This window comes from Streptomyces sp. CA-181903 (assembly GCF_050937075.1).
In the GTDB taxonomy this organism is placed as follows: domain Bacteria; phylum Actinomycetota; class Actinomycetes; order Streptomycetales; family Streptomycetaceae; genus Streptomyces.
This window is the reverse complement of record NZ_JBNJLY010000001.1, coordinates 2,822,787-2,848,935: the sequence shown is the minus strand read 5'-3', so window position 1 is coordinate 2,848,935 and position 26,149 is coordinate 2,822,787. Positions and strand designations below refer to the sequence as shown.

General features: G+C 72.5%; 27 protein-coding genes, 1 tRNA gene and 1 riboswitch. Of the genes, 21 read left to right on the top strand and 7 right to left on the bottom strand.

Annotated features, from left to right (window positions below; genetic code table 11):
* The 3 genes from ACQEVS_RS12760 to ACQEVS_RS12750 all read left to right on the top strand — a co-directional run bounded on the left by ACQEVS_RS12760 (position 1) and on the right by ACQEVS_RS12750 (position 2,265).
* Positions 1-951: a PLP-dependent cysteine synthase family protein gene (locus tag ACQEVS_RS12760; protein ID WP_433019471.1), complete on the top strand. Its 951-nt coding sequence runs from the start codon at positions 1-3 to the stop codon at positions 949-951.
* Between the two features lie 89 nt (positions 952-1,040).
* Positions 1,041-1,160 carry a hypothetical protein gene (locus ACQEVS_RS12755; protein WP_152262506.1) on the top strand — a complete coding sequence of 40 codons (120 nt, stop codon included), beginning with the start codon at positions 1,041-1,043 and terminating at the stop codon, positions 1,158-1,160.
* Between the two features lie 352 nt (positions 1,161-1,512).
* A complete protein-coding gene (locus ACQEVS_RS12750) occupies positions 1,513-2,265 on the top strand; it encodes an MBL fold metallo-hydrolase (protein WP_433019468.1) in 753 nt (250 codons plus the stop codon).
* A gap of 198 nt (positions 2,266-2,463) precedes the next feature.
* On the opposite strand, the gene ACQEVS_RS12745 is transcribed toward ACQEVS_RS12750, so the two are convergent.
* Together ACQEVS_RS12745 and ACQEVS_RS12740 are read right to left on the bottom strand one after the other, a co-directional pair.
* A complete protein-coding gene (locus ACQEVS_RS12745; RefSeq protein WP_433019465.1) occupies positions 2,464-3,924 on the bottom strand; it encodes a PTS transporter subunit EIIC in 1,461 nt (486 codons plus the stop codon).
* A 217-nt stretch (positions 3,925-4,141) separates the two neighbouring features.
* Positions 4,142-5,452, bottom strand: a complete 1,311-nt coding sequence (locus tag ACQEVS_RS12740; RefSeq protein ID WP_433019462.1) for a PTS transporter subunit EIIC — start codon at positions 5,450-5,452, stop codon at positions 4,142-4,144.
* Between ACQEVS_RS12740 and ACQEVS_RS12735 the strand changes: the two genes are divergently transcribed.
* From ACQEVS_RS12735 to rdgB, 4 genes are all read left to right on the top strand, one after another.
* On the top strand, positions 5,334-5,879 hold the full coding sequence (locus tag ACQEVS_RS12735) for a glucose PTS transporter subunit EIIB (protein ID WP_433019459.1): 546 nt from the start codon (positions 5,334-5,336) through the stop codon (positions 5,877-5,879). The two genes, ACQEVS_RS12740 and ACQEVS_RS12735, sit on opposite strands and share 119 nt — an antisense overlap.
* A 98-nt stretch (positions 5,880-5,977) precedes the next feature.
* The gene (gene rph, locus ACQEVS_RS12730; protein WP_433019456.1) at positions 5,978-6,709 is read left to right on the top strand and encodes a ribonuclease PH; all 732 of its coding nucleotides are present in this window, start codon (positions 5,978-5,980) and stop codon (positions 6,707-6,709) included.
* A 79-nt stretch (positions 6,710-6,788) separates the two neighbouring features.
* Positions 6,789-7,211 (top strand): hypothetical protein, encoded by a 423-nt coding sequence (locus tag ACQEVS_RS12725; protein ID WP_433019453.1) that lies wholly within the window; start codon positions 6,789-6,791, stop codon positions 7,209-7,211.
* Positions 7,212-7,469: 258 nt separating this feature from the next.
* The gene (gene rdgB, locus ACQEVS_RS12720) at positions 7,470-8,072 is read left to right on the top strand and encodes an RdgB/HAM1 family non-canonical purine NTP pyrophosphatase (protein WP_433019450.1); all 603 of its coding nucleotides are present in this window, start codon (positions 7,470-7,472) and stop codon (positions 8,070-8,072) included.
* 184 nt (positions 8,073-8,256) lie between these two features.
* Here rdgB and ACQEVS_RS12715 read toward each other — a convergent pair.
* A tRNA-Leu gene (locus tag ACQEVS_RS12715) sits at positions 8,257-8,329 on the bottom strand.
* A 385-nt stretch (positions 8,330-8,714) separates the two neighbouring features.
* Between ACQEVS_RS12715 and ACQEVS_RS12710 the strand changes: the two genes are divergently transcribed.
* The gene (locus ACQEVS_RS12710) at positions 8,715-9,257 is read left to right on the top strand and encodes a hypothetical protein (protein ID WP_433019447.1); all 543 of its coding nucleotides are present in this window, start codon (positions 8,715-8,717) and stop codon (positions 9,255-9,257) included.
* Complete coding sequence (locus tag ACQEVS_RS12705) at positions 9,257-10,531, top strand: sensor histidine kinase (RefSeq protein ID WP_433019444.1); 1,275 nt, start codon at positions 9,257-9,259, stop codon at positions 10,529-10,531. Before ACQEVS_RS12710 ends, ACQEVS_RS12705 begins: the two co-directional genes overlap by 1 nt.
* A 22-nt stretch (positions 10,532-10,553) precedes the next feature.
* Here the strand turns inward: ACQEVS_RS12705 and bcp are convergent, their stop codons facing one another.
* Positions 10,554-11,021: a thioredoxin-dependent thiol peroxidase gene (gene bcp, locus ACQEVS_RS12700; protein ID WP_004951099.1), complete on the bottom strand. Its 468-nt coding sequence runs from the start codon at positions 11,019-11,021 to the stop codon at positions 10,554-10,556.
* Positions 11,022-11,192: 171 nt separating this feature from the next.
* Here bcp and ACQEVS_RS12695 point away from each other — a divergent pair, with 171 nt between their 5' ends.
* The 3 genes from ACQEVS_RS12695 (at position 11,193) to ACQEVS_RS12685 (ending at position 12,511) form a co-directional block, all read left to right on the top strand.
* Positions 11,193-11,519, top strand: coding sequence for a DUF3618 domain-containing protein (locus ACQEVS_RS12695; RefSeq protein ID WP_433019441.1), 327 nt, complete (start codon positions 11,193-11,195; stop codon positions 11,517-11,519).
* 238 nt (positions 11,520-11,757) lie between these two features.
* Positions 11,758-12,060: a GroES family chaperonin gene (locus ACQEVS_RS12690; protein ID WP_087930644.1), complete on the top strand. Its 303-nt coding sequence runs from the start codon at positions 11,758-11,760 to the stop codon at positions 12,058-12,060.
* A gap of 33 nt (positions 12,061-12,093) precedes the next feature.
* Positions 12,094-12,159: riboswitch (guanidine-III (ykkC-III) riboswitch) on the top strand.
* 31 nt (positions 12,160-12,190) lie between these two features.
* Positions 12,191-12,511, top strand: a complete 321-nt coding sequence (locus tag ACQEVS_RS12685) for a DMT family transporter (RefSeq protein WP_433019438.1) — start codon at positions 12,191-12,193, stop codon at positions 12,509-12,511.
* Between the two features lie 85 nt (positions 12,512-12,596).
* On the opposite strand, the gene ACQEVS_RS12680 is transcribed toward ACQEVS_RS12685, so the two are convergent.
* Positions 12,597-14,873 (bottom strand): transglycosylase domain-containing protein, encoded by a 2,277-nt coding sequence (locus ACQEVS_RS12680; RefSeq protein ID WP_433019435.1) that lies wholly within the window; start codon positions 14,871-14,873, stop codon positions 12,597-12,599.
* Positions 14,874-15,178: 305 nt separating this feature from the next.
* Between ACQEVS_RS12680 and ACQEVS_RS12675 the strand changes: the two genes are divergently transcribed.
* From ACQEVS_RS12675 to ACQEVS_RS12660, 4 genes are read left to right on the top strand one after another with little or no spacing between them, the layout of a single operon-like run.
* On the top strand, positions 15,179-15,979 hold the full coding sequence (locus ACQEVS_RS12675) for an ABC transporter permease (protein ID WP_433019432.1): 801 nt from the start codon (positions 15,179-15,181) through the stop codon (positions 15,977-15,979).
* 52 nt (positions 15,980-16,031) lie between these two features.
* Complete coding sequence (locus tag ACQEVS_RS12670; protein ID WP_433027504.1) at positions 16,032-16,796, top strand: ABC transporter permease; 765 nt, start codon at positions 16,032-16,034, stop codon at positions 16,794-16,796.
* Positions 16,797-16,798: 2 nt separating this feature from the next.
* Positions 16,799-17,785 carry an ABC transporter ATP-binding protein gene (locus ACQEVS_RS12665; protein ID WP_433019429.1) on the top strand — a complete coding sequence of 329 codons (987 nt, stop codon included), beginning with the start codon at positions 16,799-16,801 and terminating at the stop codon, positions 17,783-17,785.
* Positions 17,786-17,810: 25 nt separating this feature from the next.
* Positions 17,811-18,458 carry a DUF1707 SHOCT-like domain-containing protein gene (locus ACQEVS_RS12660; protein WP_433019426.1) on the top strand — a complete coding sequence of 216 codons (648 nt, stop codon included), beginning with the start codon at positions 17,811-17,813 and terminating at the stop codon, positions 18,456-18,458.
* A 150-nt stretch (positions 18,459-18,608) separates the two neighbouring features.
* On the opposite strand, the gene ACQEVS_RS12655 is transcribed toward ACQEVS_RS12660, so the two are convergent.
* Positions 18,609-19,943, bottom strand: coding sequence for an SGNH/GDSL hydrolase family protein (locus ACQEVS_RS12655; protein ID WP_433019423.1), 1,335 nt, complete (start codon positions 19,941-19,943; stop codon positions 18,609-18,611).
* Between the two features lie 511 nt (positions 19,944-20,454).
* On the opposite strand from ACQEVS_RS12655, the gene ACQEVS_RS12650 reads away from it, so the two are divergent.
* Positions 20,455-21,987, top strand: a complete 1,533-nt coding sequence (locus tag ACQEVS_RS12650) for a DUF445 family protein (protein WP_433019421.1) — start codon at positions 20,455-20,457, stop codon at positions 21,985-21,987.
* Positions 21,988-22,014: 27 nt separating this feature from the next.
* Here the strand turns inward: ACQEVS_RS12650 and ACQEVS_RS12645 are convergent, their stop codons facing one another.
* Positions 22,015-22,185: a hypothetical protein gene (locus ACQEVS_RS12645; protein ID WP_433019419.1), complete on the bottom strand. Its 171-nt coding sequence runs from the start codon at positions 22,183-22,185 to the stop codon at positions 22,015-22,017.
* Between the two features lie 394 nt (positions 22,186-22,579).
* Here ACQEVS_RS12645 and ACQEVS_RS12640 point away from each other — a divergent pair, with 394 nt between their 5' ends.
* From ACQEVS_RS12640 to ACQEVS_RS12625, 4 genes are all read left to right on the top strand, one after another.
* The gene (locus ACQEVS_RS12640; protein WP_433019417.1) at positions 22,580-22,780 is read left to right on the top strand and encodes a DUF3311 domain-containing protein; all 201 of its coding nucleotides are present in this window, start codon (positions 22,580-22,582) and stop codon (positions 22,778-22,780) included.
* 44 nt (positions 22,781-22,824) lie between these two features.
* On the top strand, positions 22,825-24,336 hold the full coding sequence (locus ACQEVS_RS12635; protein WP_433027501.1) for a sodium:solute symporter family protein: 1,512 nt from the start codon (positions 22,825-22,827) through the stop codon (positions 24,334-24,336).
* A 161-nt stretch (positions 24,337-24,497) separates the two neighbouring features.
* Entirely contained in the window at positions 24,498-24,815 is a 318-nt protein-coding gene (locus ACQEVS_RS12630) for a DUF6412 domain-containing protein (protein ID WP_433019415.1), read from the top strand.
* Positions 24,816-25,153: 338 nt separating this feature from the next.
* Positions 25,154-26,077: a YidC/Oxa1 family membrane protein insertase gene (locus ACQEVS_RS12625; RefSeq protein ID WP_433019413.1), complete on the top strand. Its 924-nt coding sequence runs from the start codon at positions 25,154-25,156 to the stop codon at positions 26,075-26,077.
* The last annotated feature ends 72 nt before the right edge of the window (positions 26,078-26,149 follow it).

Genomic DNA, 26,149 nt, shown 5'->3' with positions numbered 1-26,149 from the left:
ATGCGGTACGACAGCCCGCTGGCCGCGGTCGGCGACACTCCGCTGGTCCGCCTGCCCCGGCTGTCCCCCTCCGGGGACGTCCGGATCTGGGCGAAGCTGGAGGACCGCAATCCCACCGGCTCCGTCAAGGACCGTCCCGCCCTGCACATGATCGAGCAGGCGGAGAAGGCGGGCCGGCTGACCCCCGGGTGCACCATCCTGGAGCCCACGTCCGGCAACACCGGCATCTCCCTGGCCATGGCCGCCCGCCTCAAGGGCTACCGCATCGTCTGCGTGATGCCGGAGAACACCAGCGAGGAGCGCCGGCAACTGCTCGCCATGTGGGGCGCCGAGATCATCTCCTCGCCCGCGGCCGGGGGTTCGAACACGGCCGTGCGCATGGCCAAGGAGCTGGCCGCCGAGCACCCCGACTGGGTGATGCTCTACCAGTACGGGAACCCCGACAACGCCGGCGCCCACTACGCCACCACCGGCCCCGAGATCCTCGCCGACCTCCCGGGGATCACCCACTTCGTGGCCGGCCTCGGCACCACCGGGACCCTGATGGGCGTCGGCCGCTACCTGCGCGAACACGTACCGGACGTACGGATCGTCGCCGCCGAACCGCGCTACGACGACGTCGTCTACGGCCTGCGCAACCTCGACGAGGGCTTCGTGCCCGAGCTCTACGACGAGACGGTCCTCACCACCCGCTACTCCGTCGGCTCCGAGGACGCCGTGCGGCGCACCCGCGAACTCCTCGCCGAGGAGGGCATCTTCGCGGGCGTCTCCACCGGCGCCGTCCTGCATGCCGCGCTCGGCGTCGCGCGCAAGGCCCAACGCGCCGGGGAGCGCGCGGACATCGTCTTCATCGTGGCCGACGGCGGCTGGAAGTACCTGTCGACCGGCCTCTACACCGCGCCCACCACCGAGGCCGCGGTGGCCGCGCTGCACGGGCAGCTCTGGGCCTGAGCACCCGCCCGGGAGCGGGCCGGGACCGCCGGAGAGACTGCCCCTACCGATGTTGGCGACCGGCTGACATCATCCCGTAGGAGACGCACATGAACTGTCCCGCATGTGGATCTTCGGACATGAGGCAACTCAACAATGGAAACTGGCAGTGCGGAAACTGCGGCGCAGTCACGGCTGGATCGGGCGGCCTGGGATGCGCTCGACCCTGAGACGCGTGAACGGCTGGCGGCCGTCATGTCGCCGGAGGAGTTCACGGTGACGGCCGGCAGCGAGGAGTCCGCCGAGCGCTTCCGGCGCTTCATGGACACCCTCGACCGGGCGGAGCGGGTCCGGCCGCTCTAGCGGGCCGCCGCCGCCTCCACCGCACTGCGGACCCGTCCGCCGCCCTTCAGGGGGCGCGGGCGGGTTTTCGCGCGCCCCGGCGCCCGGCGCCGTCCGTCCTGGTGATTCCAGCCACAGACCCGGCCCGCGATGGAGCGGCCGCCCGGTTCCCGCCTTACCCTCGGACGCACCGCACGGTCACCGGCCCCCCGTCACCGGCCCACGGAGGTTCAGGCCCGCATGAAGCTCACCGTCGTCGGATGCGCGGGCTCGTTCCCGTCCACGGAATCCGCCTGTTCCAGCTATCTGGTGGAGGCCGACGGCTACCGGCTGCTCCTCGACATGGGCAACGGTGCCCTGGGCGAGCTCCAGCGCCACATCGGCCTCTACGACCTCGACGCGGTGCTGCTGTCCCACCTCCACCCCGACCACTGCATCGACATGTGCGGGTACTTCGTGGCCCGCTACTACCGGCACGAGGGCGGCCGGGCCGGCGCCATCCCCGTCCACGGCCCGGAGGGCACCGAACAGCGGCTGCTCACCGCCTACGGCGACGTACCGGACCCCGCCTGCATGCGCGAGGTCTTCGACTTCCGCACCCTCGAACCCGGCGGCTTCTCCGTCGGCCCGTTCACCGTCTTCACCGACCGCGTCAACCACCCCGTCGAGGCGTTCGCCTTCCGGGTGGAACACGGCGGCTCCGCCCTCGTCTACTCCGGCGACACCGGCCCCTGCCAGGCGCTCGACTCCCTCGCCAAGGACGCCGACCTGCTGCTCTGCGAAGCGTCCTTCACCCACGGCAAGGAGGACATCCCCGACCTCCACCTCAACGGCCTGGAAGCCGGCCGGCTCGCCGCCTCCGCCCGCGCCGAGCGCCTCGTCCTCACCCACATCCCGCCGTGGACCGACCCCCTGCGCAACCTGCGCGACGCGCGCTCGCTGTACGACGGGCCCGCGGAGCTGGCCCACGCGGGGGCGGTGTACGAGTTTTAGGGTGCCCCGGGCCCGCCCCCAGAGGGGGCCCCCAACGGGCTGAAAGTCAGCCCGTCCGGCGTTTGAGGACGAGCGGCGGAGCCGCGAAAGGGGGGCTGGGGCGCAGCCCCAGGAAACGGTGAAAGGGCGGGTCCGGGGCAAAGCGAAACCCCCGGGACCGTGGTCGGTCCCGGGGGCTCGGCAGCGCTCAGCGCAAGATCAGCGCTTGGCCTTCGCCGCAGGCTTCCGCTTCCGCTGCTGGGGCGTCTTCTTCGCCCCGCCCTTGGCGGCACCCGGCTTGGCGGCAGCCGACTTCGCCGCAGCCGGCTTGGCGTCGGCCTTCGCGTCGGCCTTCGCGTCGGCCGTCACGTCGGCCTTGGCCGCAGCCGGCTTCGCGGCAGCCTTCGCCTCCACCTGCGCAGTCGCCTCAGCGAACTCCGGATCCACCTCACGCCCCGGCGTCATCAGGTTGAACTTGATGATCGCGAACCGGAAGACGAAGTAGTAGATCGCCGCGAAGCCCAGACCCACCAGGATCAGCGCCCACGGCTTGCTGGCGATGCCCCAGTTGAGCACGAAGTCCACCGCGCCGGCGGAGAACCCGAAGCCGTCCTTCATGCCGAGCGCCCAGGTCAGCGCCATGGAGACACCGGTCAGCACCGCGTGGATCGCGTACAGCACCGGGGCGACGAACATGAACGTGAACTCGATCGGCTCGGTGACACCGGTGACGAACGCGGTGAGCGCGAGCGAACCCATCATGCCGCCGACGACCTTGCGGTTCTCCGGGCGGGCGCAGTGCACGATCGCCAGGCAGGCGGCCGGCAGGGCGAACATCATGATCGGGAAAAAGCCGGTCATGAACTGGCCCGCGGACGGGTCCTTGGCGAGGAAGCGGGCGATGTCGCCGTTGACGGTGCCCTTGGGGCCGTCGAAGGAGCCGGCCTGGAACCACGGGAAGGAGTTGAGCAGGTGGTGCATGCCGATCGGGATCAGACCGCGGTTGGCGACACCGAAGATGCCCGCGCCGACGGCGCCGGAACCGACCAGCCACTCACCGAAGTTGTGCAGACCCGTGCCGAGGACCGGCCAGATGTAGCCGAAGACGATGCCGATGAGCAGGCCCGCGAAGGACGACAGGATCGGCACCAGGCGGCGGCCGCCGAAGAAGCCCGCCCAGTCCGGCAGCTTGGTCCGGTAGAAGCGCTGGTAGAGCAGCGCGACCACGAGGCCCATCACGATGCCGCCGAGCACCTTGGCGTCGACGGTCTGCTCGACGAGGGCGACCTTGTGGTCGACCACCGCCTCCTTCTTGGGGAGGCTGCTGTCGGTGAAGGTGCCGAGCACCTTCTGGAAGACCAGGTAGCCGGCGACGGCGGCCAGCGCGGTCGAACCGTCCGACTTCTTGGCGAAACCGATGGCGACACCGACGGCGAACAGCAGCGCCATGTTGTCGAGGATCGCGCCGCCACCGGCCGACAGGAACTGGGCGATCTTGTTCAGGAAGTGCGGGAACGACGCCTTGCCCAGCATGTCGTCCTGGCCCAGGCGGACCATCAGCGCCGCTGCGGGCAGCACCGCGACCGGCAGCATGAGGCTGCGGCCGATACGCTGGGCCACAGCCATCGCGCTTTTGCCGAAGCCCTTTTTATCGGCCGCTGAGGCGCTAGCCGTACTCATCGGATTCCTCCAGGTGAGGCGGGCGCTCGGAGATCGGGGCGACGGCCCTCTTGGATGTGCCCGCTGAAAAACGCTGAATTTTCTGGTCTACACCACTCAGTGGTTTAGACCTGTTGTAGCACGTGAAGCGGGCATAAAGGAATCCGTCAACGGTGGTGGGGTGTGACACACGGGACCTGTGGGGCGAATCACTCTCAGAGTGGTCCCATTCGGCCCTTTACTCCGTCTTCTCCCGTTCCATCTCCCGAGCCACATCCTCCGGCTCCCGTCCCGGCGTGGGCAGATCGAACCGGGTGATGGCGAAGCGGAACACCGCGTAATAGACGACGGCGAACCCGAAACCGATCGGGATGATCAGCCAGGGCCGCGTCGCCAGCCCCCAGTTGATCACGTAGTCGATCAGGCCGGCCGAGAAGCTGAAGCCGTCGTGCACGCCGAACGCCCACGTCACGGCCATCGAGACGCCCGTGAGCAGGACGTGTGCCACGTACAGCAGCGGTGCGATGAAGAGGAACGAGTACTCGATGGGCTCCGTCACGCCCGTCACGAACGACGTCAGGGCCACCGACAGCATCATGCCGCCGACCATCTTGCGGTTCTCCGGCCGGGCCGTGTGGGTGATCGCCAGGGCCGCCGCCGGCAGGGCGAACATCATGATGGGGAAGAAGCCGGTGGTGAACTGGCCGGCCGACGGGTCGCCGGCCAGGAAGCGGTTGATGTCGCCGTGCACCACGGTTCCGTCCGGCTTGGTGAAGTCGCCGAACTGGAACCACATGAAGGTGTTCAGGAACTGGTGCAGCCCCACGACCAGCAGCGCGCGGTTCGCCACCCCGAAGACGCCCGAGCCCGTCTCGCCGAGGTCCGCCAGCCACTGGCTGAAACTCGTCAGGGCGTGGCCGACCGGCGGCCAGACCCACAGGCAGACCACGGCGAAGAGCAGCGCGACGAACGACATCATGATCGGGACCAGCCGCCGCCCGTTGAAGAAGCCCAGCCAGTCCACCAGCCGCACCCGGTGGAAGCGGACCCAGAACCAGGCGCTGAGCAGGCCGATCACGATGCCGCCGAAGACTCCGGGGTTCTGGTAGCCGGCGAGCGTCGCGGCGCCCGACCCCGAGACACAGACGCCGCTCCACAGCCCGGCCCCCGCGAACTTCGCGGTCTGCGGGCAGTCCTCGGGGAACTGGTGCAGGACGGAGAAGTAGACGAGGAAGGCCACGACCGCCGCCAGCGCCGTCGAGCCGTCCGCCTTCTTCGCCATGCCGATGGCGACGCCGACGCAGAACAGCAGCGGCAGTCCGAGCGCCGAGTCGAGCAGCGCGCCGCCGGCCCCGGCGAAGACCTTGGCGACGTCCGTCCAGCCCAGGCCGTCGGCGCCGAAGACGTCGGGCTGGCCCAGCCGGTTGAGGATGCCGGCGGCCGGGAGCACCGCGATCGGCAGCTGGAGGCTGCGCCCCATCTTCTGCAGTCCGCCCAGCAGGCCCTGCCACCGCTTCCGCCGCGGCCGGCTCGCGGCCTCCGCACTCATCTGCGTCCTCCCGGGGCTGGCATACTGGTGTAGACCACTTGGGGTACGTTTTCGGTCCTCCGGAACGCGGGGCCCGGTGGCCGCCATCCTTCGCCAGATGACGGACATACGCCCGCATAGTTGCTCTGAACGTGGGTTACCGTGTGAAAGCCGGTCGGCGGGACCGCCGAGGGCCGAGACAACAGGAGTGCACATGGCCAGCAAGGCAGAGAAGATCGTCGCCGGTCTCGGCGGGCTCGACAACATCGAGGAGATCGAGGGCTGCATCACCCGTCTCCGCACCGAGGTCGTCGACCCCGAGCTGGTCGACGAGGCCGCCCTCAAGGCCGCCGGCGCGCACGGCGTCGTGAAGATGGGCACCGCCATCCAGGTCGTCATCGGCACCGACGCCGACCCGATCGCCGCGGAGATCGAAGACATGATGTGAGCCGCTGAGCTCCCCTGAAGGGCCCTGTTCCGGCCAGTGACGCGTGATCGCGCACGAACCGGAACAGGGCCCTTCGCGATCCCGATAGGCTCATCACCATGTCTCGCATCGACGGCCGCACGCCCGACCAGCTCCGCCCCGTGACCATCCAGCGTGGCTGGAGCAAGCACGCCGAGGGCTCCGTCCTCGTCTCCTTCGGCGACACCAAGGTCCTCTGCACCGCCACCGTCACCGAGGGCGTCCCCCGCTGGCGCAAGGGCAGCGGCGAGGGCTGGGTCACCGCCGAGTACGCGATGCTGCCCCGCGCCACCAACACCCGCGGCGACCGCGAGTCGGTCCGCGGCAAGATCGGCGGGCGCACCCACGAGATCTCCCGCCTCATCGGCCGCTCCCTGCGCGCCGTCATCGACTACAAGGCGCTCGGCGAGAACACCATCGTCCTGGACTGCGACGTCCTCCAGGCCGACGGCGGCACGCGCACGGCCGCCATCACCGGCGCCTACGTGGCGCTCGCCGACGCCGTCGCCTGGGCCCAGCGGAAGAAGCTGGTCAAGCACGGCCGCCACCCCCTCACCGGCACCGTCTCCGCCGTCAGCGTCGGCATCGTCGACGGCGTCCCGCTGCTCGACCTCCGCTACGAGGAGGACGTCCGCGCCGAGACCGACATGAACGTCGTCTGCACCGGCGACGGCCGCTTCGTCGAGGTCCAGGGCACCGCCGAGGCCCAGCCCTTCGACCGCGCCGAGCTCGACGCCCTCCTCGACCTCGCCGTCAAGGGCTGCGCCGACCTCGACGCCGCCCAGCGCGCCGCCCTTGAGCAGACGATGTAGCTACCATGCTGGGGGCGCGGCGAGGGGTCCGTGCCCCCGTGACCACCGGGCAGCACGCCCACCGGAGGGGAACCGCCGCATGGCCTCGCGCCACCACCGCCCGCGCCGCACCACCGCCGTCGCGGCCCTAGCCGCGGCGGCCCTCGCGCTGCCCGCCGTGACCGCCTGCTCGCAGGCGCGGGCGGCGGCGGACTGCGGCGCCTTCGCCAAGGACGTGCAGCGCGACGTCCAGAACCTGCGGCGGACCATCGCCGACGACTCCAAGGACCCGCAGAGCGGCCAGGAGTACATCGACAAGATCAACCGGGATCTCGGTGAACTGACCCGCAGGACCGGGACCGACACCGACAGCGACGGGGAGTCCCCGGTCAAGGACGCCGTCGGCGCGCTCACCGCGGCCGTGGACGACATCCAGGACAGCGTCGGCGACGGCGAGCGTCCCGACGTCACCGCCCTGACCGAGGCGGCCGGTTCGCTGACCGCGGCGTGCACCAAGGGCTGACGCCGTGCGCGGCGCACCATGGCCGACGCCGTGTGCCAGGGGCCGGCGACGCCGTCCGGCGGCGGAGGGCGGAACGGGACGTGCGGGGGCGGGACGTGCGGGGCGGGGCGGGACGTGCTCGGACCCTACGCGCGGGGCGTAACGGGCCGAACGGTGCGCGCGGGGCAGGGAGTTCCGGGCGGGACGTGCGGAACAGGGCGTGCGGAAGGGGACATGCGGAACAGGATGTACCGCGTCCGGCGTGAATAATCGGGCCCCATGAAGCGCCTGATCCTCGCCACCCGCAATGCCCACAAGGTCACCGAACTGCGCTCGATCCTCACCGGAGCCGGCCTGAACGTCGAACTCGTGGGCGCCGACGCCTACCCCGAGATCCCCGACGTCAAGGAGACCGGCGTCACCTTCGCCGAGAACGCCCTCCTCAAGGCGCACGCCCTGGCCCGCGCCACCGGACTGCCCGCCGTGGCCGACGACTCCGGCCTCTGTGTGGACGTCCTGAACGGCGCCCCCGGCATCTTCTCGGCCCGCTGGGCGGGCCGGCACGGCGACGACAAGGCCAATCTGGACCTGCTCCTCGCCCAGCTCTCCGACATCGCCGCCCCGCACCGCGCCGCGCACTTCGCCTGCGCCGCCGCGCTGGCCCTGCCGGACGGCACCGAGCGGGTGGTCGAGGGACGGCTGCGCGGCACGCTCCGCACCGAGCCCGCCGGCGGTGGCGGCTTCGGCTACGACCCGATCCTCCAGCCCGACGGCGAGACGCGTACCTGCGCCGAGCTGACCGCCGAGGAGAAGAACGCCATCAGCCACCGCGGCCAGGCTTTCCGCGCACTGGTGCCGGTGGTGCGGGAGTTGCTGGGCTGACGCCCTGAGCCGCCGAGCGCCCGGTCCGACCGTTCCAGACCGCCGTTCGCCCGGAGCAAGCCAAAACAACCCGGAACAGCCCCGAGCGTCCCGGAACCGCCCGGCCGCCCGGAGCCGCACACCGGTGCCGGACATGCCGAGGGCCCGGCTCACAGTCGACTGCGAGCCGGGCCCTCGGCATCGGTGCGCCCGGTCGGATTCGAACCGACAAACACGACCACCTAAAGATCGCCGCTCAGCCCTTGGCGTACGGGCGCCGGTGCCGTGCCTACTGTACTGGGCCGGGCCGCGCGCGGGGGAGGAGAGTCCGGCCTCGTCCGGGAGCCGTCCGGGGCCCGCGGCGGGGCCCGGTGACGGAGCGTCGGCGACGCCGGTCAGGAGCGCCGCGGCCCGTGCCCGCCGCGGAACGTTTCGCCCCCGAGGTGCCGGACGCGCGTGCGACGCGTCACACACCCACGTTCCGCCGCGAACCGGTCGTCCCCCAAAGGGAACGCGGCCCCCGATTTACCCGTCCCTCACACCGGGGGAGAGACGGGCCCGCCGCGCCGCGGACCGGCCGCCCGCCACCCGACCGCTTCCGACTGTTCCCGACTGTTCTCGTCATATGCCGCCTCCGACCGCCCGATCGAGGAAGAGAGTCCGATGACCGACCGTGCCGTACCCCGTCGGCGGGTCCGCGCGCGCACCCTCCTGGGGGTGTCCGCCGTGGTGGCGGTGCTGGCCCTCGGGGGCGTGTGGCTGGGGCAGGGGGCGGACCGGGCGAACGCCGTGTCCGACGCGCCGCAGACGGCCAGGGCCAAGAAGGAGCAGCAGGAGCAGCGGGACCGCACGACGGCCTCGGCCGAGTTCGCGCCGGGCGCCGCCCAGGAACTGCCGGGCGTCCGCGACTGCGGGTACGGCGAGCTGCTGCTGGAACCGAAGATCATCACCCTGAGCTGTGCCAACGGCGGCGCGGTGGCGAGCGACATCGAGTGGGACAAATACGGCACGGACAAGGCCGAGGGCGACGGCGTGGTCCTGGTGTCCAGCGGTGCGAACGGCTCGGCGCGCACCTCGTTCCCGGCGCGGCTGACGCTCTCCCGGCCGCGGAAGGTCGACGGGATGCTGGCGTTCACCTCGGTGGAGGTGCGTTACACGGGGCTCACCCCGGCCGGGAAGACGACCGAGACGTACTCGATCACGTGATGGGCATCCGTGGCCGGATCGCGCTGGCGATCTCCTCCGTCACCGCGCTGGCGGTCGTCCTGCTCGGCGTGGCCGTGCACCACGTCTCCGGGCTGGAGCGGGACCGCCAGGCGCGGGCCCAGCAGGACAGGTTGCTGAGCTCCGCCCTCCAGCTGTACCAGCGGGAGGGCCAGGTGACGCTGAACGCTCAGCTCGACGACGCGGCGCTGCCGGCGCCGCTGGCCAAGGCGGTGGCGAAGGGGCGCTCCGGGACGTACATCAGCGGCGGCGAGGACCCGCGGGTGTGGGCGGCGACGGGCGTGGGGTCCGGCAAGGTGCTGTCGGTCTCGGCGTCCTTCCCCAAGCGGGACGCCTTCCAGCGCGCCCTGGACTGGGCGCTGCTGCTGGCCGGCGCGGTGACCGTGCTGCTGATGGCGGTGGTGGGCTGGTTCGTGGCGCAGGGCCTGTCCCGGCGGCTGCGGCTGAGCGCGGCCGAGGCGCGCCGGATCGCGGCGGGCGAGGCGCCCGCGGCGGTCGGGACCGGGCCGGTGGGTCGGGACGAGGTGGCGGAGCTGGAGCGCTCGGTGCGGGCGATGGCGACGGCGCTGGCGGCCCGGGTGGAGGCGGAGCGCGAGTTCACGGCCGACGTGGCGCACGAGCTGCGCACGCCGGTCGCGGGCCTGGTGGCCTCGGCCGAACTGCTGCCGCACCCGCGCGCCGTGGAGATGGTGCAGGAGCGGGCGCAGACGCTGCGGGCGCTGGTGGAGGACCTGCTGGAGGTCTCGCGGCTGGACGCGGGGGTGGAGAGCGCCCAACTGGACGCGGTCGAACTGCCGTCGCTGGTCCGTGGCGTGGTGAAGCGGGCGCGGGGCCAGCGCGGGGTGGACGACGTGGCGGTCGAGGTGGTCGGCGAGGGCCGCATCGTGGCGACGGACGCCCGCCGGGTGGAGCGGATCCTGGTGAACATCCTGGCCAACGCGGCGAAGCACGGGAAGCCGCCGATCGAGGTGCGGGTGGAGGGTACCCGGATCGTCGTCCGGGACCACGGCGGCGGCTATCCGCCGGAGCTGGTCAGCCAGGGGCCGCGGCGGTTCCGCACGGCGGCCCCGGAGCGGGGCACCGGGCACGGTCTCGGCCTGACGATCGCCGTGGGGCAGGCCGCGGTGCTGGGCGCCCGGCTGGAGTTCGGCTCGGCGGAGGGCGGCGGCGCCCAGGCCGTCCTCGACCTGCCGGAGGCCGAGGACGAGCCGGAGGACCGTCCCGTGCTGCGCGGTGAGGGGGCGTACGGGCGGTGAGCGCCTCGGGACCCGGGGCCCCTCAGAGCCCGAGGTCCTTGATGATCTTCGCGACGTGTCCGGTGGCCTTGACGTTGTACAGCGCGCGCTCGACCTTCCCCTCCTCGTCCACGATCACGGTGGAGCGGATCACGCCGGTCACGGTCTTGCCGTAGAGCTTCTTCTCGCCGAAGGCGCCGTACGCCTCCAGGACCTTCTTCTCGGGGTCGCCGACGAGGGTGACCCGCAGCTCCTCCTTCTCGCGGAACTTCGCGAGCTTCTCCGGCTTGTCGGGCGAGACGCCGATGACGTCGTAGCCGTGGCCCGCGAGGAACTCCAGGTTGTCGGTGAAGTCGCACGCCTGCTTGGTGCAGCCGGGGGTGAGGGCGGCGGGGTAGAAGTAGACGATGACCTTGCGGCCCTTGTGGTCGGCGAGGGAGACGGGCCGGCCGTCCGCGTCGGGCAGGGTGAAGGCGGGGGCGGTGTCGCCGGGCTGGAGTCGCTCGCTCATGGTTCTCCTGTGCTTCGGGGCGGTGGGCGGGTCTGCCGGGGACCGAGCCTAACGACCCCTGACGGCCGCAGTGCGGGCCCACCGGGGGTGCCATGGGGCGGGGCGCCGAGCGAACTGACAGACTGTTGTCATCACTCGTCATCACTCTTATGAGACTACGGAGGCAGCGCGGTGCCGGAAGCCAGGACCCCTGCTCAGATCGAGGCGGACATCGCCCGCAGGCGCAGTGAGCTCGCCGTGACGCTCGACGAGATCGGTGTGCGGATGCACCCCAGTACGATCATCGGCGACGCGAAGGCGAAGGCGGCCTCGAAGGTGGACCACACCCTCGGGCGGGCCTGTGCGATCGCGAACCGGGTGGTCTCGGATGTGCGGGCGCAGTTCGTGACGGACGAGGGCGTGCCGCGTCTGGAGCGGATCGTTCCGGCGGCGATGGTGGCCGTCGGAGTGATCGGGCTGCTGACGGTGTCCTCGCGCCGCGGCAAGGACAAGAAGTAGCGTTCCCCGTCCGTCGGAGGCGGCGACCGCCGGGCCCGTACGGCGGCCGTCCGCGCGCGGCCCCGTACGGCGCCCGCCGGTCGCGGCGCGTGACGGGCGGTACGCGGCGTGTGGCGGACGGGTCTTCCGTCCCGGAACCGGCGTCCCGGCCTCTCCCGCTCTGGTCTCACGGGCCCGCCCGGCCGGGTACGGTCGTGCCGTGCGTACGAACACGACCCACGACAAGCTGCCCATCCGGATGCTCCACGACCGTGTGCTGGTCCGGACCGACATCCCCGAGGGCGAGCGCCGCTCCACCGGCGGCATCGTCATCCCCGCGACGGCGGCGGTGGGCCGCCGGCTGGCCTGGGCGGAGGTCGTGGCCGTGGGGCAGAGCGTGCGCACGGTGGAGCCCGGCGACCGGGTCCTGTACGACCCCGAGGACCGCGCCGAGGTCGAGGTCCGCGGCGTGGCCTACGTACTGATGCGCGAGCGCGACCTGCACGCGGTGGCGGCGGAGCGGCTGGAGGGGTCGGACGACTCCACCGGGCTGTACCTGTAGCGCGGTCCTGTCGGCCGGCCGCTGTCGGCCGGCCGTTTGCTACCGTCGGAAGGACCCCGACGAGACGCGCCGTACCGGGTCAGGACAAGACGACGCACCCCTGGAGAACCGATTCCACGGAGGTGCCGTCATGGCATGGATCCTGCTCGTCGTCGCCGGCCTGCTGGAGGTGGGCTGGTCGGTCGGCATGAAGTACACCGACGGCTTCACCCGGCTCTGGCCGAGCGTCCTCACCATCGCGGGGATCGTGGCCAGCATGCTGCTGCTGTCGCGGGCCGCCCGGACGCTGCCCATCGGCACGGCCTACGGGGTGTGGGTCGGCATCGGCGCGGCGGGTGCCGCCGTGCTCGGCATGACGGTGCTGGGCGAGCCGGCCGGCGCGGCCCGGATCTTCTTCGTCGTACTGCTGCTGGCGGCCGTGGTCGGCCTCAAGGCGACGTCCGGCCACTGAACCCCGGACGCCCGGCCACTGAACCCCGATCGAGACGCGCGGTGCCCCGGCCCTTCCCCGGGCCGGGGCACCGCGCCGCGACGGCTCAGTAGTCGTACCCCAGCAGATCGTGCTCACCGTTCCGCGCCTCGCGTCCCGGGTTGGGCCCGAGCGTGATGATCGGCAGCGAGGGCGGCCCGGTCGGCTCCGGCGGCTGCGTCGGGAACGAGGGGCGTACCGGACGCGACGGGGGCGCGGTCGTCGTGGGCCTGCGCGGGGGCGCGGAGGTGGGCGGGGGCGGACTGGAGGACGGCGGGGGCGCGGAGGTGGCGGGCGGCTCCGGGGGCGGGCTCTCGGCGCCCTGCTGGACCTCCAGGTCGAAGTCGTGCGCCGGAGTGCCCTGCAGCGCGTCGGCGGTGTACGCGGCCCAGATCTGCGCCGGGTAGCCGCCGCCGTTGATGCGGGGCAGCCCGGTGGCGCCGTACAGCGGCTTCTGCTCGCCGCTCTCGGAGTCCTGGCCCATGACGGCGACGACGGTGGCCAGGTCGGGGGTGTATCCCGCGAACCAGGCGGCCTTGTCCTCCTCCGCGGTGCCGGTCTTGCCGGCCGCCGGCCGCCCGGAGGCGCGCGCGGCGGCGCCCGTCCCGCCCGGGCTGTCGACCACGCTCCGCAGGACGGAGGTGGTGGTGTCGGCGGCCTCCCGGGGGACGGTCTGTTTCCGCTCCTGCCGGTCGGGCAGGTGGAGGGTCTCGCCGCCCTTGGTGGCCTTCTCCACCAGCGTGTACGGGCCGTGCCGCCCGTGGTTGGCGAGGGTGGCGTACGCCTGCGCCATGTCCAGGACGCTGGCGGTGGCCGGGCCGAGGGCGATGGAGGGGGACGCGGTCAGGTCGGGCGTCTTCTCGGGGATGCCGAGGGAGACGGCGGTCGCCTTCACCCGTGACGGGCCGACGTCCTCGGCCATCTGCGCGTAGACGGCGTTCACCGAAAGGTCGGTGGCCTTGGTGACGGTGATCGGTCCGTAGCTGCGGTCGTCCTCGTTGGCGGGGGCGTAGCCGACGGGCCCGTCGGGGCCCTGCACCGGGCGCTTGTTGGTGCCGTCGTACACCGTGTACGGGGTGATGGGCCGGCCCTGCTGCGTGCCGGAGCCGTTCTGCACGGCCGACGTGAAGACGAACGGCTTGAAGGTGGAGCCGACCTGGTAGTCGCGGCGGGTGGCGTTGTTGACGTACTGCCGCGTGTAGTCGATGCCGCCGTAGAGGGCGACGATCCGGCCCGTGCGCGGGTCGATGGAGGCGCCGCCCGCGCGGACGTAGGAGTCGGTCTTCCGGGAGTCGCTGAGCTCGTTCATCAGCTCGGACTGCACGGCGTCGGCGAACGCCTTCTGCTTCTTGCGGTCGATGGTGGTGGTGATGCGGTAGCCGCCGGCGGCCAGCGTCTGTTCGTCGACGATCTTGTTGCCGGTGAGGTAGTCCTTGACCGCCTCGACGAGGTAGCCGCGCTGGCCGGACATGCCGAGCCGCGGCTTGCTCTTGCCGGGCGCGGGGAACTTCACCGCGGCCCGCTGCTCGCGGGTCAGCCACTTCTTCTTGACCATGCCGTCGAGGACGTAGTTCCAGCGGGCCACGGCCCGCGGCTTGTTCTCGGGGTGGGCGCCGACGTCGTACGCGCTCGGCGCGTTGAGCAGGGTGGCGAGGTAGGCGCCCTGCGCGACGTCCAGCTTGTCGGAGTCCTTGCCGTAGTACGCCTGGGCGGCGGCCTGGATGCCGTAGGCGTTGCGCCCGAAGTAGCTGGTGTTGAGGTAGCCCTCCAGGATGTCGTTCTTGCCGGACTCGCGGTCCAGCTTGATGGCGATGAAGAACTCCTTCACCTTGCGGCTGATGGTCTGCTCCTGGCCCAGGTAGTAGTTCTTCACGTACTGCTGGGTGATCGTGGAGCCCGACTGCTTGCCCTTGCCGGTGACGGTGTTCCAGGCCGCGCGGACCATCGCCTCGGGGTTGACGGCGGACTCCCCGTAGAAGTCGCGGTCCTCGGCGGCGAGCACCGCGTGCTGGACGGCCTTGGGGATGCGGCTGAGCGGGACGCTCTCCCGGTTGACCTCCCCGTCGCGGGCGAGCTGGGTGCCGTCCGCGTAGAGGAAGACGTTGCTCTCCGCGGTCGCCGCCTTGTTGGCGGCCGGGATGTCGACCAGCGTGTACCCGGCGATCAGGCCGCCCGCGAGGAGGAGGACGACCAGCAGGAACCCGCCGAGCACCATGCGCCACGTGGGCAACAGCCGTCGCCAGCCGGTGCGCTTACGGGGGCGGGCGGCGTCGCCTCTCGGCGCCCAGCCCGGCGGGTCGTCACCCCTGGCACGGGTGCGGTGCTGTGACTGCTCGTCGCTCATGTTTCCCGGAACTCCTCGGCCCGCCGCCGGGGTTGCGGCCACGGCGGACGGTGTCGGTCAGGCGGTGCCGCACGACCCGGCAGCGCTGCCGTGCTTCCCGGAAGCACTGTCGCACCACCGGTCCCGGCCGGGGGGATCCAGCGCCCCCGTACGGCGCGGTCAGGTCCGTTCGGCGGCGGGCGACCACTCCGAGGGGTGAATAATCCATGGCACGGGACTGAGGGATACGGCTACGCTCCTGCGCTTCGGGTTCGGCCCGGCCGGTCGGCGGACTGACAAGGTTCAACGAGACGAGGGGGCGTGGGATGCGGCTGTACGCCGCCGTGGCGGTGAGCGGCTTCCGGCGCCACGCCACGTACCGCATGGCCACCGCCGCCGGGGTGTTCACCAATACGGTCTTCGGATTCATCCTCGCCTACACCTTCATGGCCCTCTGGGACGAGCGCCCGCACCTGGGCGGCTACGACCGGGGGCAGGCCCTCACCTTCGTCTGGGTCGGCCAGGCCCTGCTGGCGGCGGTCTCGCTGCTCGGCGGCGGATTCGAGCAGGAGTTGCAGGCTCGCATCCGCAACGGCGACATCGCGATCGACCTCCACCGGCCCGCCGACCTCCAGCTCTGGTGGCTCGCCGCCGACCTGGGACGGGCCGCCTTCCAGCTGCTGGGCCGCGGGGTGGTGCCGCTGACCGCGGGCGCCCTCTGCTTCGAACTCACGCTCCCCCACGACCCATTGCGCTGGCTGTTGTTCCTGTGCGCCGTCATCCTGGCCGTCGTCGTGGGCTTCGCGCTGCGCTTCCTGCTGGCGCTGTGCGCCTTCTGGCTCCTCGACGGCGACGGCGTCATCATGATCGGCCAACTGCTGTGCATGTTCTTCTCGGGCACCCTGCTGCCGCTCACCGTCTTCCCCGGCGCCTTCGCCGACGTGGCGCGGGCCCTGCCGTGGTCCGCCGTCTTCCAGGTGCCGGTGGACGTGCTGCTCGGCCGGTACGCCGGGGCGGGCCTGGCGGGCGCGCTCGGCTTCCAGGCCGGCTGGGCGGCGGTGCTGCTGGCCCTGGGCCGGCTGACCCAGGCGCGCGCCACCCGGAAGGCGGTGGTCCAGGGTGGCTGAGCGCGCGGGTCACGTGGTGCACGCCGTCCGCGCGTACCTGCTGATCGCCGCGATGTGGGTGCGCTCGACGATGACCTACCGCGCGTCCTTCGTCCTCATGACGCTCGGCAACTGCGTCGCGGGCGCCTTGGACTTCGTCACCATCCTGCTGATGTTCTCCCACATCGACACCCTGGGCGGCTTCACCCTCCCCGAGGTCGCGCTGCTCTACGGCGCGACCTGCACCTCGTTCGGGCTCGCCGACCTGATCCTCGGCAACGCGGAACGCGTGGGACAGCGGGTGCGCGACGGTACGTTCGACACCCTGCTGGTGCGCCCGGTGCCCGTCCTCGCCCAGGTGGCCGCCGACCGCTTCGCGCTCCGCCGGCTGGGCCGGACCAGCCAGGGTCTCGCGGTGCTGGGCTGGGGCGCGGCCTCGGCGGACGTGGCCTGGACGCCGCTCAAGGCGCTGTTTTTGCTGGTGACCGTGGTCGCCGGGACGGCGATCTTCTGCGCCGTGTTCCTGGCCGGGGCGGCGTTCCAGTTCTGGGCGTCCGACGCCTCGGAGGTGGCGAACTCCTTCACGTACGGCGGCGTCACGCTGCTCCAGTACCCGCCGACGGTCTTCGCCCGTGACCTGGTGCGCGGGGTGACGTTCGTCGTCCCGCTCGCCTTCGTCAACTGGCTGCCCGTACTGCGGCTGCTGGGCCGGGACGACCCGCTGCACCTGCCCGGGTGGGTGTCGCTCTGCGGTCCGCTGGTGGCAGTGCTGCTGCTCGGGCTCACCGGGCTGTTGTGGCGAGCGGGGCTGAGAAGCTACAGGAGCACGGGGAGCTGAGAGTGAACGAGCGGGAAGAAAACGATGAGGCGTTCATCGAACTGGACGGCGTGGAGAAGGTGTTCCATGTCCGCCGGCGTGCCGGCCTGCTGCGCCGGGAGCGCCGCGAGGTCCGGGCCGTCGACGGCCTCTCCTTCCGCGTGCCGCGCGGCGAGATCGTCGGCTACATCGGCCCCAACGGCGCCGGCAAGTCCACGACGATCAAGATGCTCACCGGCATCCTGATGCCCAGCAGCGGCCGGCTGCGCGTCGCCGGCATCGACCCGACCCGCGACCGCACCCGGCTGGCCCGCCGGATCGGCGTCGTCTTCGGGCAGCGCACCACCCTGTGGTGGGACCTGCCGCTGCGCGACTCCTACGGCCTGGTGCGCCGCATGTACCGCATCCCCGACGCCCGTTACCGCGCCAACATGGAACGCTGCGTCGACCTCCTCGACCTGGGCGACCTCCTCGACGTCCCCGTCCGGCAGCTCTCCCTCGGCCAGCGGATGCGCGGCGACATCGCGGCGGCCCTGCTGCACGACCCCGACGTGCTCTACCTGGACGAACCGACGATCGGCCTCGACGTGGTCAGCAAGGCGAAGGTGCGCGGCTTCCTCCGCGACCTCAACGCCGAGCACGGCACCACCGTCCTGCTGACCACCCACGATCTGACCGACATCGAGCAGCTGTGCGGCCGGGTGATGGTGATCGACCACGGCCGGCTGGTCTACGACGGCGGGCTGGACGGCCTGCACACCGTGGGGGAGAGCGAACGGATGCTCGTCGTCGACCTCGAACGCGAACTCCCGCCGATCGACGACGTCCCCGGCACCCGCGTCGACCGGGTGGAAGGCCCCCGCCAGTGGCTGGCCTTCCCGGCCGCCCGCAGCGCCGCCCCCATCGTGGCGGCCGTCGCCGAGCGCTACCCCCTGGTCGACCTCTCGGTGCGCGAACCGGACATCGAGCAGGTCATCGCCCGGCTCTACGCCGATCGGCCGAGTCTGTGACGTCGCCAGGCCCTACCCTGTGGTCATGACAAGCGAACGTCCTGAGATGCGCGCCTCCGACGCCGAGCGCGAGCGCGTCGCCGAGGCGCTGCGTACGGCCGTCGCCGAAGGGCGGCTGGACATGGAGGAGTTCGGGGAGCGCCTGGACGCGGCCTACAAGGCCCGGACGCACGCCGACCTCGCGCCCCTCGTCAGCGACCTGCCGGCCGCCGGGACCGAGCTCGCCGTCCCCGCCGCGGCGACCCCCGCCGCCACCGGCGAGGGCTGGGAGGGCCGCATCGGCGGCACCCCCTCCTCCAAGGGCGCCGTCGCCGTCATGGGCGGCTTCCGCCGGCACGGCCGCTGGACCGTGCCCCGTAACTTCATCGCCTTCACCTTCTGGGGCGGCGGGCAGATCGACCTCCGCCAGGCGCACTTCGAGGACCGCGACGTGACGATCCGCTGCATCGCCGTGATGGGCGGCATGGAGGTCGTCGTCCCCCCGGACCTGGACGTACAGGTCAACGGCCTCGGCCTGATGGGCGGCTTCGACACGAAGGGCACGGGCGCGGGCTCCCCGGGCTCCCCGCGCGTGCGGATCACGGGGTTCGCGTTCTGGGGCGGGGTGGGCGTGACGCGGAAGGAACGCAGGGAGAAGCGGGCACGGATGTCCCTGGAAAAGGGCGAAGGGTGAACACCAGCCGCCTATAGCCCGTCCGGCGTTTGAGGACGCGCGCCGCAGGTGCGCTCGGGGGCGCGGGGGCGGAGCTCCTGCAGGAAACGGGAAGTGGGGGCGCCCCCTCTGGGGAGGGGCTGGGGAATCCCCTCCCGCCCCCCGGGGCGGCTAAAGCGCCGCATCCACCGGCCGCCCCGCCAACGCCCCCAGATCAAGCGCCTCGGCCATCCGCTGATACCCCGCATCATTCGGATGCAGCCGATCCCCACTGTCATAAGCGGGCAGCAGCCGCTGCGGATCCCCCGGATCCCGCAACACCCGATCGAAATCCACCACGGAGTCGAACACCCGCCCCGCCCGAATCTCCGCGTTGACGGCCAGCCGCACAGGCTCCTGCCGCGCCGGCACCACCCCCGGATGCCCGCCGAACGGCGTCAGCGTGGATCCGACCACGACCAGCCCCCGCGCATGCGCCCGCGCCACCAGCCGCCGCAGCCCGTCGACGATGCGCCGGGCGTCGAGCTGCTGCGGCCGCCGCAGGATGTCGTTCACCCCGAGCTCGACGACGACGGCCCGGACGCCCGTCCGCCCGAGCACGTCCCGGTCGAACCGGTCGAGCGCGCTGGGGTTGTTGGGCCGCTCCCGGCCGCCGCCGCGGTTGCTGAGAAGGATGCGGTTGCCGCTGATGCCCTCGTTGAGGACGCCGTACCGTGGCGTGCCGAGCTCGGAGCGCAGCCGTGCGGCCAGGAAATCGGTCCAGCGGTGATTGGCGCTCATCGTCGAGTTGACGCCGTCGGTGATGGAGTCGCCGATGGCGACGACCGAGCCCGCGGCCTGCGTCCCCCAGACGTCGACCCCGGTGACGTACCGCCAGTAGGGCGTCCGGACGGTGTAGGAGGCACCGCCCGGGTCCTCCGTCCGGTCGCCACGGGCGAGCCAGGAGATCTGCCGGGCATGCGGATGCAGCGTCACCGGTCCGGACGGCGTCGCCGAGTAGAGGGTGACGAGCAGGTCGGACGCGGGGGCGACGGTGAGCGGCACGGGGTCGCTGACGGCGTCTCCGCCGGCGGGCACGTCCACCGCGACCCGGCCGCCGAACGACAGCCGCCGCATCGTCCCGGGCACCGCGGCGGCCGTGCCGGGCCCGGCGGAGACGGCGATCGAGGCGTGGGTGAGGTGCAGCGGCCGGTTGCCGAAGAGGTTGGAGAGGTGGATGCGAGCACCGGTGCCACCGACGCTGGTGTGGATCACGTTGCGGATGGTCGTGCCGGGGAGCCCGGTCGGCGCCCGGGGATCCGCGGCGGCGGGCGCGGTGGCCCAGGAACCGGTCCAGCCGCTCACCGCGGCGGGCGCGGCGTCCGGCCGCCGGTGCTCCGGTTCCTCGCCGCCCGTGGTGACGTCCGCGGTCCCCAGGAAGATCACCACGGAGACCAGGGTGACGACGGTCACCAGCGCGGCGAGCAGGGCACCGGCGGCGCCGCGGGACAGAGGGGACCTGGTCATCGCGGGAAATCTCCTGAACGGCGGGCGGACGGAGCGGGATCCGGGCGGGCCGCCGGGGAAGGCGCCCTCGGAGGCGCCGCCGCGGCCCGGTCGCCTGGTCCATGATCCCACGCGGGTCGCGGGAGCTCCGGGCGGCCGGTCACCGGTGCGGGCCGGCCGCGACGTGTCAGACGGTGGGAACTACCGGGCCGTTCCCCGAGTCGAGCGGGTAGAGAGAGAAAAGAGCTTTCCCGAGTGGGACGGGGAAACTGCCGAGGAAAAGCGGACGGGTGATGCGGATGAATCGGTCCCGAGAGGACGAGGCGGCGGGCGCCGACGACGGTGGGAAGCCGTCCGGAGGCGAACGCTCCGGCGCGGGGGCGGCGGGGGAGGGGTGCCGGGTGAGACCCCTGGGGAGGCTCCAGAGGGGGCCCTTGCGGAGCCCCCGGCGGAGACCCCCGCGGAGACGTCTCGGAAGACTTCCGGCGGGGCACCCGGGAAGACGCCCGAAGAGCGGCCCTCCGAGGGAGTGATGCCCGAAAGGGCCCGGCCTGGGACGGACCGACTGGCGGGGGCGAAGCCGGGAGGGGATCGGCCGGTGGGGGCGAAGCCGGGTGCGGACCGGTCGGCGGGGGCCAAGCCTGGCGCGGCTCGGCCGCCGGGCGCGAAGCCGGGTACGGCTCGGCCGACGGGCGCGACCCCGTCGGGAGGGACGAAGACGCGCGGCGCGACCCCGTCGGGAGGGACGAGGGCACGCGGCGAGGCCCCGTTCACAAGCGCGCCCGCGCCCACCCCACCCGTCGGCTTCACCTACAGCGAGGCCGACGAGCGCAAGCGCCGCGGCGTCCGCCGGATGAAGGCGTTCGCGACCGGCCTGCTGCTCGGCGTCGCCCTCGTCTACGCGCTCGCCACCTGGGCCAAGTCGTCGGGCGCGGGCCCGTGGGCGGGCTACGTGGCCGCGGCGGCGGAGGCGGGCATGGTGGGCGCGCTCGCCGACTGGTTCGCCGTCACCGCGCTGTTCCGCCACCCGCTGGGCCTGCCGATCCCGCACACCGCGATCATCCCGACCAAGAAGGACCAGCTCGGACAGAGCCTCGGCGAGTTCGTCGGCGAGAACTTCCTCTCCGGAGACGTCGTCCGCCGCCGACTGCGTGCCGTCGGCATCGGCTCCCGCCTCGCCGCCTGGCTCGCGGCCCCCGAGCACGCGGACCGGGTGACCGCCGAACTGTCCACCGCCCTGCGCGGCGCCCTGCGCGTCCTCCGCGACGCGGACGTGCAGGCGGTGGTCGGGGAGGCCGTCACCCGGCGGGCCGACGCCCAGGAGATCGCCCCGGGCGTCGGCCGGATGCTGGAGCGGATCATCGCCGACGGCGGCCACCACAAGGCCGTCGACCTGGTGTGCGCCCGCGCCCACGACTGGCTGGTCACGCACGGCGATTCGGTGATGCACGCGGTCGCCGGCGGCGCGCCGGGCTGGACGCCGCGCTTCGTCGACCGCAAGGTCGGCGAGCGGGTCTACAAGGAGTTGCTGCGCTTCGTCACCGAGATGCGCGACATGCCCGAACATCCGGCACGCGGCGCAGTGGACCGCTTCCTCGCGGACTTCGCGCACGATCTCCAGTCCGACCCGGACACCCGGGCGCGGGTCGAGCGGCTGAAGTCGGAGATCCTGGGCCGCAGTGAGGTGCAGGACCTGATCGCGTCGGCCTGGAGTTCCGTCCGGGCGATGGTGGTGGCCGCCGCCGAGGACGAACGCAGCGAACTGCGGCTCCGCACCCGCACGGCGATCCTCTCCCTCGGCGCCCGGATGACCGCCGACGAGCGGCTGCGCGCCAAGGTCGACGGCTGGCTGGAGGACGCGGCCGTGTACGTGGTGACGACGTACCGGGACGAGATCACGTCGCTGATCACGGAGACCGTCGCGGGCTGGGACGCGGAGCAGACGTCCCGCAAGATCGAGGCGCACATCGGGCGGGACCTGCAGTTCATCCGCATCAACGGCACGGTGGTGGGCGCGCTGGCGGGGCTGCTCATCTACGCGGCGTCGCGGCTGCTGGGGGCGTGAGGTCCGGGTGAGGCGCCCTTCCCGACTTCAGGCCCGCACTTCCGCCTCCCAGCCGACGCGGAACCGGTGCAGATGCCCGAACATCCGCTCGGGGACGGGGGCGGGGAGGGGGGCGGGGAGGGCGAAGGAGCCGGCACCGGCACCGATGCCGGCCTTGGCCCGGTTCGTCACGGCGGCGGCCCGGCCGACGGCCTCCATCCGAGGCTGGCGCAGCCGCTCAAGGTCGCGAGCCCCATCAGCCGTCCGTCATGTGAGGACGGCGCACCCAGCACCGACCCACCCACCCCCCGCCGCCCACTCACCCAGCCCGTCCGGCGTTTGAGGACAGCGCGCGAAGCGTGCTTCGGGGGTGCGGGGGCTTGCCCCCGCAAGAAACGGTGAAAGGGCGGGACCGGGGCACCCCCAAATATCACCACGCGACCGCAACACCCTCCCGGGCCGACAACCGCCGCCCCGAGCGCCCAAGATCAGCCACGGCGCCGCCCCGGCGAACCGCCCCCGCCGGGCGGGGCGGATCCACCGCCCGGGGCGGACCCACCGCACAAGGCGGGGCGAACCCGCCACACAAACCAGACCACCTAGGGTCAACGCCGTGTTGAAGAAACGTCCCACCCTCCTCTGGCTCCTGGCCCCCTACGCGCTCTACCTGGCCACCCTCCCCCTGACGAACCGGGTCCACCCCACCGTCCTCGGCCTCCCCTTCCTCTTCTTCTGGCTGCTCCTCGCAACCCTCCTCACCCCCGCCGCCGTCTGGCTCGCCTGGCGCGGCGACCGCAAGCGAGGCCGAGTGTGAACGCCACCAACGCCACCGTCGCGACGACCGTCTTCGGCGTCTTCATGGTCCTCACCGTCGCCCTGGGCCTCCTGGCCGTCCGGGGCAGGGGCGGAGGCGGCGGCATCGCCGAGTGGTCGGTGGGCGGCCGCAGCCTCGGCACGGTGATGATCTGGGTGCTGATGGCCGGCGAGGGCTACACCAGCTTCAGCTACCTGGGCGCCGCCGGGTGGGGCTACAACTTCGGCTCGCCCGTCCTCTACGTCATCGCCTACCTCTCCTGCGGATACGCGATCGGTTACGTCGTCGGCCCGACCCTCTGGTCGTACGCCCGCCGGCACGGCCTCGTCTCGATCACGGACATGGTCGCCCACCGCTACGGCCGCCCCTGGCTCGGCGCCCTGGTCGCGGTACTGGCGACCGTCTGCCTCCTGCCGTACATCCAGCTCCAGATCACCGGCATGGGCGTCGTCGTCTCGACCATCTCCTACGGCGCCATCAGCCTCAACTGGGCCTATTTCATCGCCTTCGCCGTCACCACGGCCTTCGTCGTGGTCAGCGGACTGCGCGGCAGCGCATGGGTCTCGGTGCTGAAGGACGTCCTCGTCATCGGCACCCTCGCGTTCCTCGCGATCTACGTCCCGATGCACCACTTCGACGGCTACGGCCCGTTCCTCGACCGGCTGGTGGCCGAGAAGCCGGAGTGGCTGACGTTGAGCGGGCACGGCGGCAGCGGACTGGGCGCGACCTGGTTCGCGACCACCAGCTTCCTCAACTCGCTCACCGTCGTCATCTTCCCCACCACGGTGGCCGGTTACCTGGGCGCGCGGAGCGCCGATGCCCTGCGGCGCAACGCCGTCCTGCTGCCGTTCTACAACGTGCTGCTCTTCGTCCCCATGCTGCTGGGCATGGCCGCGATCTTCGTCGTGCCCGGTCTCACCGGGGCGGGTTCCAACCTGGCCCTGTTCAAGCTGGTCGTCGACTCGCTGCCGGCCTGGCTGGTCGGGGTGATCGGGGTGGCGGCGGCCCTGTCGTCGATCGTGCCGATGGCGGTGTTCATGCTGGTCATCGGGACGATGTGGGGCCGGAGCGTACTGGGCGCCGTGCCCGCCCTCGTGGACAGGCCGCGACGGCAGCGGTTCGCGGCGCAGACCGTGGTGGTCGTGGCGGGGGCGGCGGCGCTGATCCTGACGTACGCCGCGCCCAACACGCTCGTCCGGCTGTCGCTGATCTCCTACGAGGGCATGGCCCAGCTCGTCCCCATGATCCTGCTGGGCCTGGTGTGGCGGAGGATGACGCTGTGGAGCGCGCTGAGCGGACTGGCCGTGGGCGGCGCCCTGGTCTGCGCGCTCGTCTTCACCGAGCACGACCCGGTGGGCGGGGTGAACGCGGGAGCGCTGGCGCTCGGCGTGAACCTCGTCGTCGCGCTCGCGGTCTCGTGGCTGGGGCCGAAGCCGGCGGACGACCGGCCGGACGCCGAGGTACTGGCCTCGGACCCGGGGCCCGAGGAGTCCCGGGCGGCCGGGGAAGCCGGGGCGGCCGGGACCGGACGAACGCCCGCGGCGGACGGGGCCTGAACGGAGCCTGAGCGGGGGCCCAAGCGGGGCCTGAACGGGGCCTGAACGGGACCCGAGCGGCCCTGAACAGGGCGGACGGTCCCGGAGCAGCCGTTGTCAGTGGGGCCGTCTACTATCGGAACGACTGAAGGACCGACCGGATCGGACCAGGGGGGAGCACGATGAAGCGCGTCATCCGCACACACATCGCCATGTTCCTCATCCTGTGCGCGGAACTCCTGCTCGCGCAGTGCGGACTGCTGAGCATCCTGATGAGCGCGGTCGCCGTCGCTTCGACGACCGCCGTCGCGGCGGCCCTGACGGTACGCGCCGTCCTCGTGGCGGCGGCCGTCCGCACGGGCCCGCTGACGCCGACCCGAATACGCACCGCGATCCGGGACAGGGAACTGCGCACGGCCTTCCTCGCCCAATGCGACCCCGACGCCAGGGGCCGCCGGCGCCCGAGGGCGCCCGGACGTCTCGTCCTGACGGCCGCGTAGCCGCTCCCCGCCGCTCCGGCGCGGGGCCTCACCGCCCCCTGCCGCGTGCGCGCACCGCCTCCGAAACGGCAGCGGTGCGCCACGGGCGACACTCGACGCGCCCTCCCGGCCGGGCCGCTTGACGGCTCGGAGGACGGCCCGTCCCCCCGCCGAGCACCGCACGTCGACACCGCCCCCATCACCGCCAGGGGGCGGGCCGACGGCGAGGAGCAGCGCGGCTCGTCACGCCGAATCCGGCGGCCCGGTGGCTGTGCCGGCTACAACGCCGACCACGACACGCCACCACCGGCCCGCCGTACCGAACTCCGGCACGACGAGACCCGTGGAGGGCTCTACCGATGTCCTTTTTCGCACCCCTGGGCGCACTCCTGTCCCATGTCGCCGACGCGCTCGAACCCGCCTTCGGGGCCTCGGCGACGGCCGCCACCATCGTCCTGCTCACCCTGGTCGTACGGCTCTGCCTGCACCCCCTGTCCCGGTCCGCCGCCCGCGGCGAACGGGCCAGGGCGGCCCTGGCCCCGCGGCTGGCGGAACTGAAGCGCAAGCACGGCAAGGACCCGGAGCGGCTGCGGCAAGCGACGGCCGAGCTGTACGCGGAGACCGGCGTGTCCCCGCTGGCGGGCTGCCTGCCCATGCTCGTCCAACTGCCCGTCTTCTACGTCATGTACCACCTGTTCTCGACCGGATCCGGAGGTGATCTCCTCGACCACACCCTGTTCGGTGCCCCGCTCGGCGGCCGGTGGATGAACGCCCTCGCCGACGGTGGTCCGCTGGGCGCGCACGGCCTCGTCTACCTGACCCTGTTCGCGGTGGTGGCCGCCGTCGCCACCTGGACGTTCCGGCGCGCCCGCCGCACGGCCGCCGCGACGCCGCCCCCCGCCACCGGCGACTCCGCTCCGGGCGCGGAGGCGGTCGCCCTGGCGGCGCGCATCTCGCCGTTCCTGTCCTTCGCCACCCTGATCACCGTGGCGGTCGTACCGCTCGCGGCGGCCCTGTACGTGGTGACGACGACGCTGTGGACGGCGGCGGAACGGGCGTACCTCCACCGGGGCCGGACCGGCGCGGAATCCGGAACGGAGACCAGGGGGGAGACCGGCGCGGAGACCAGGCCGATGACCGGCACGGAGGCCGGGGTACGGAACGAGGCGGCTGCCGCCCCGGAGACAGGGCCGCGGTCCCGGGCGAAGGCCGGGCCGGCGCCCGGTCCGAAGGCTGCCGGAGGCGCACCGAAGTCCCGTCGCCGCCGTCCCACGACCGGGTGAACGGGCGGGCGGAGACGGCTGTCCGAAGGCCGGTCGTCGCCGTCCACAGGCCGAAACGCCACTTGCCGAGCG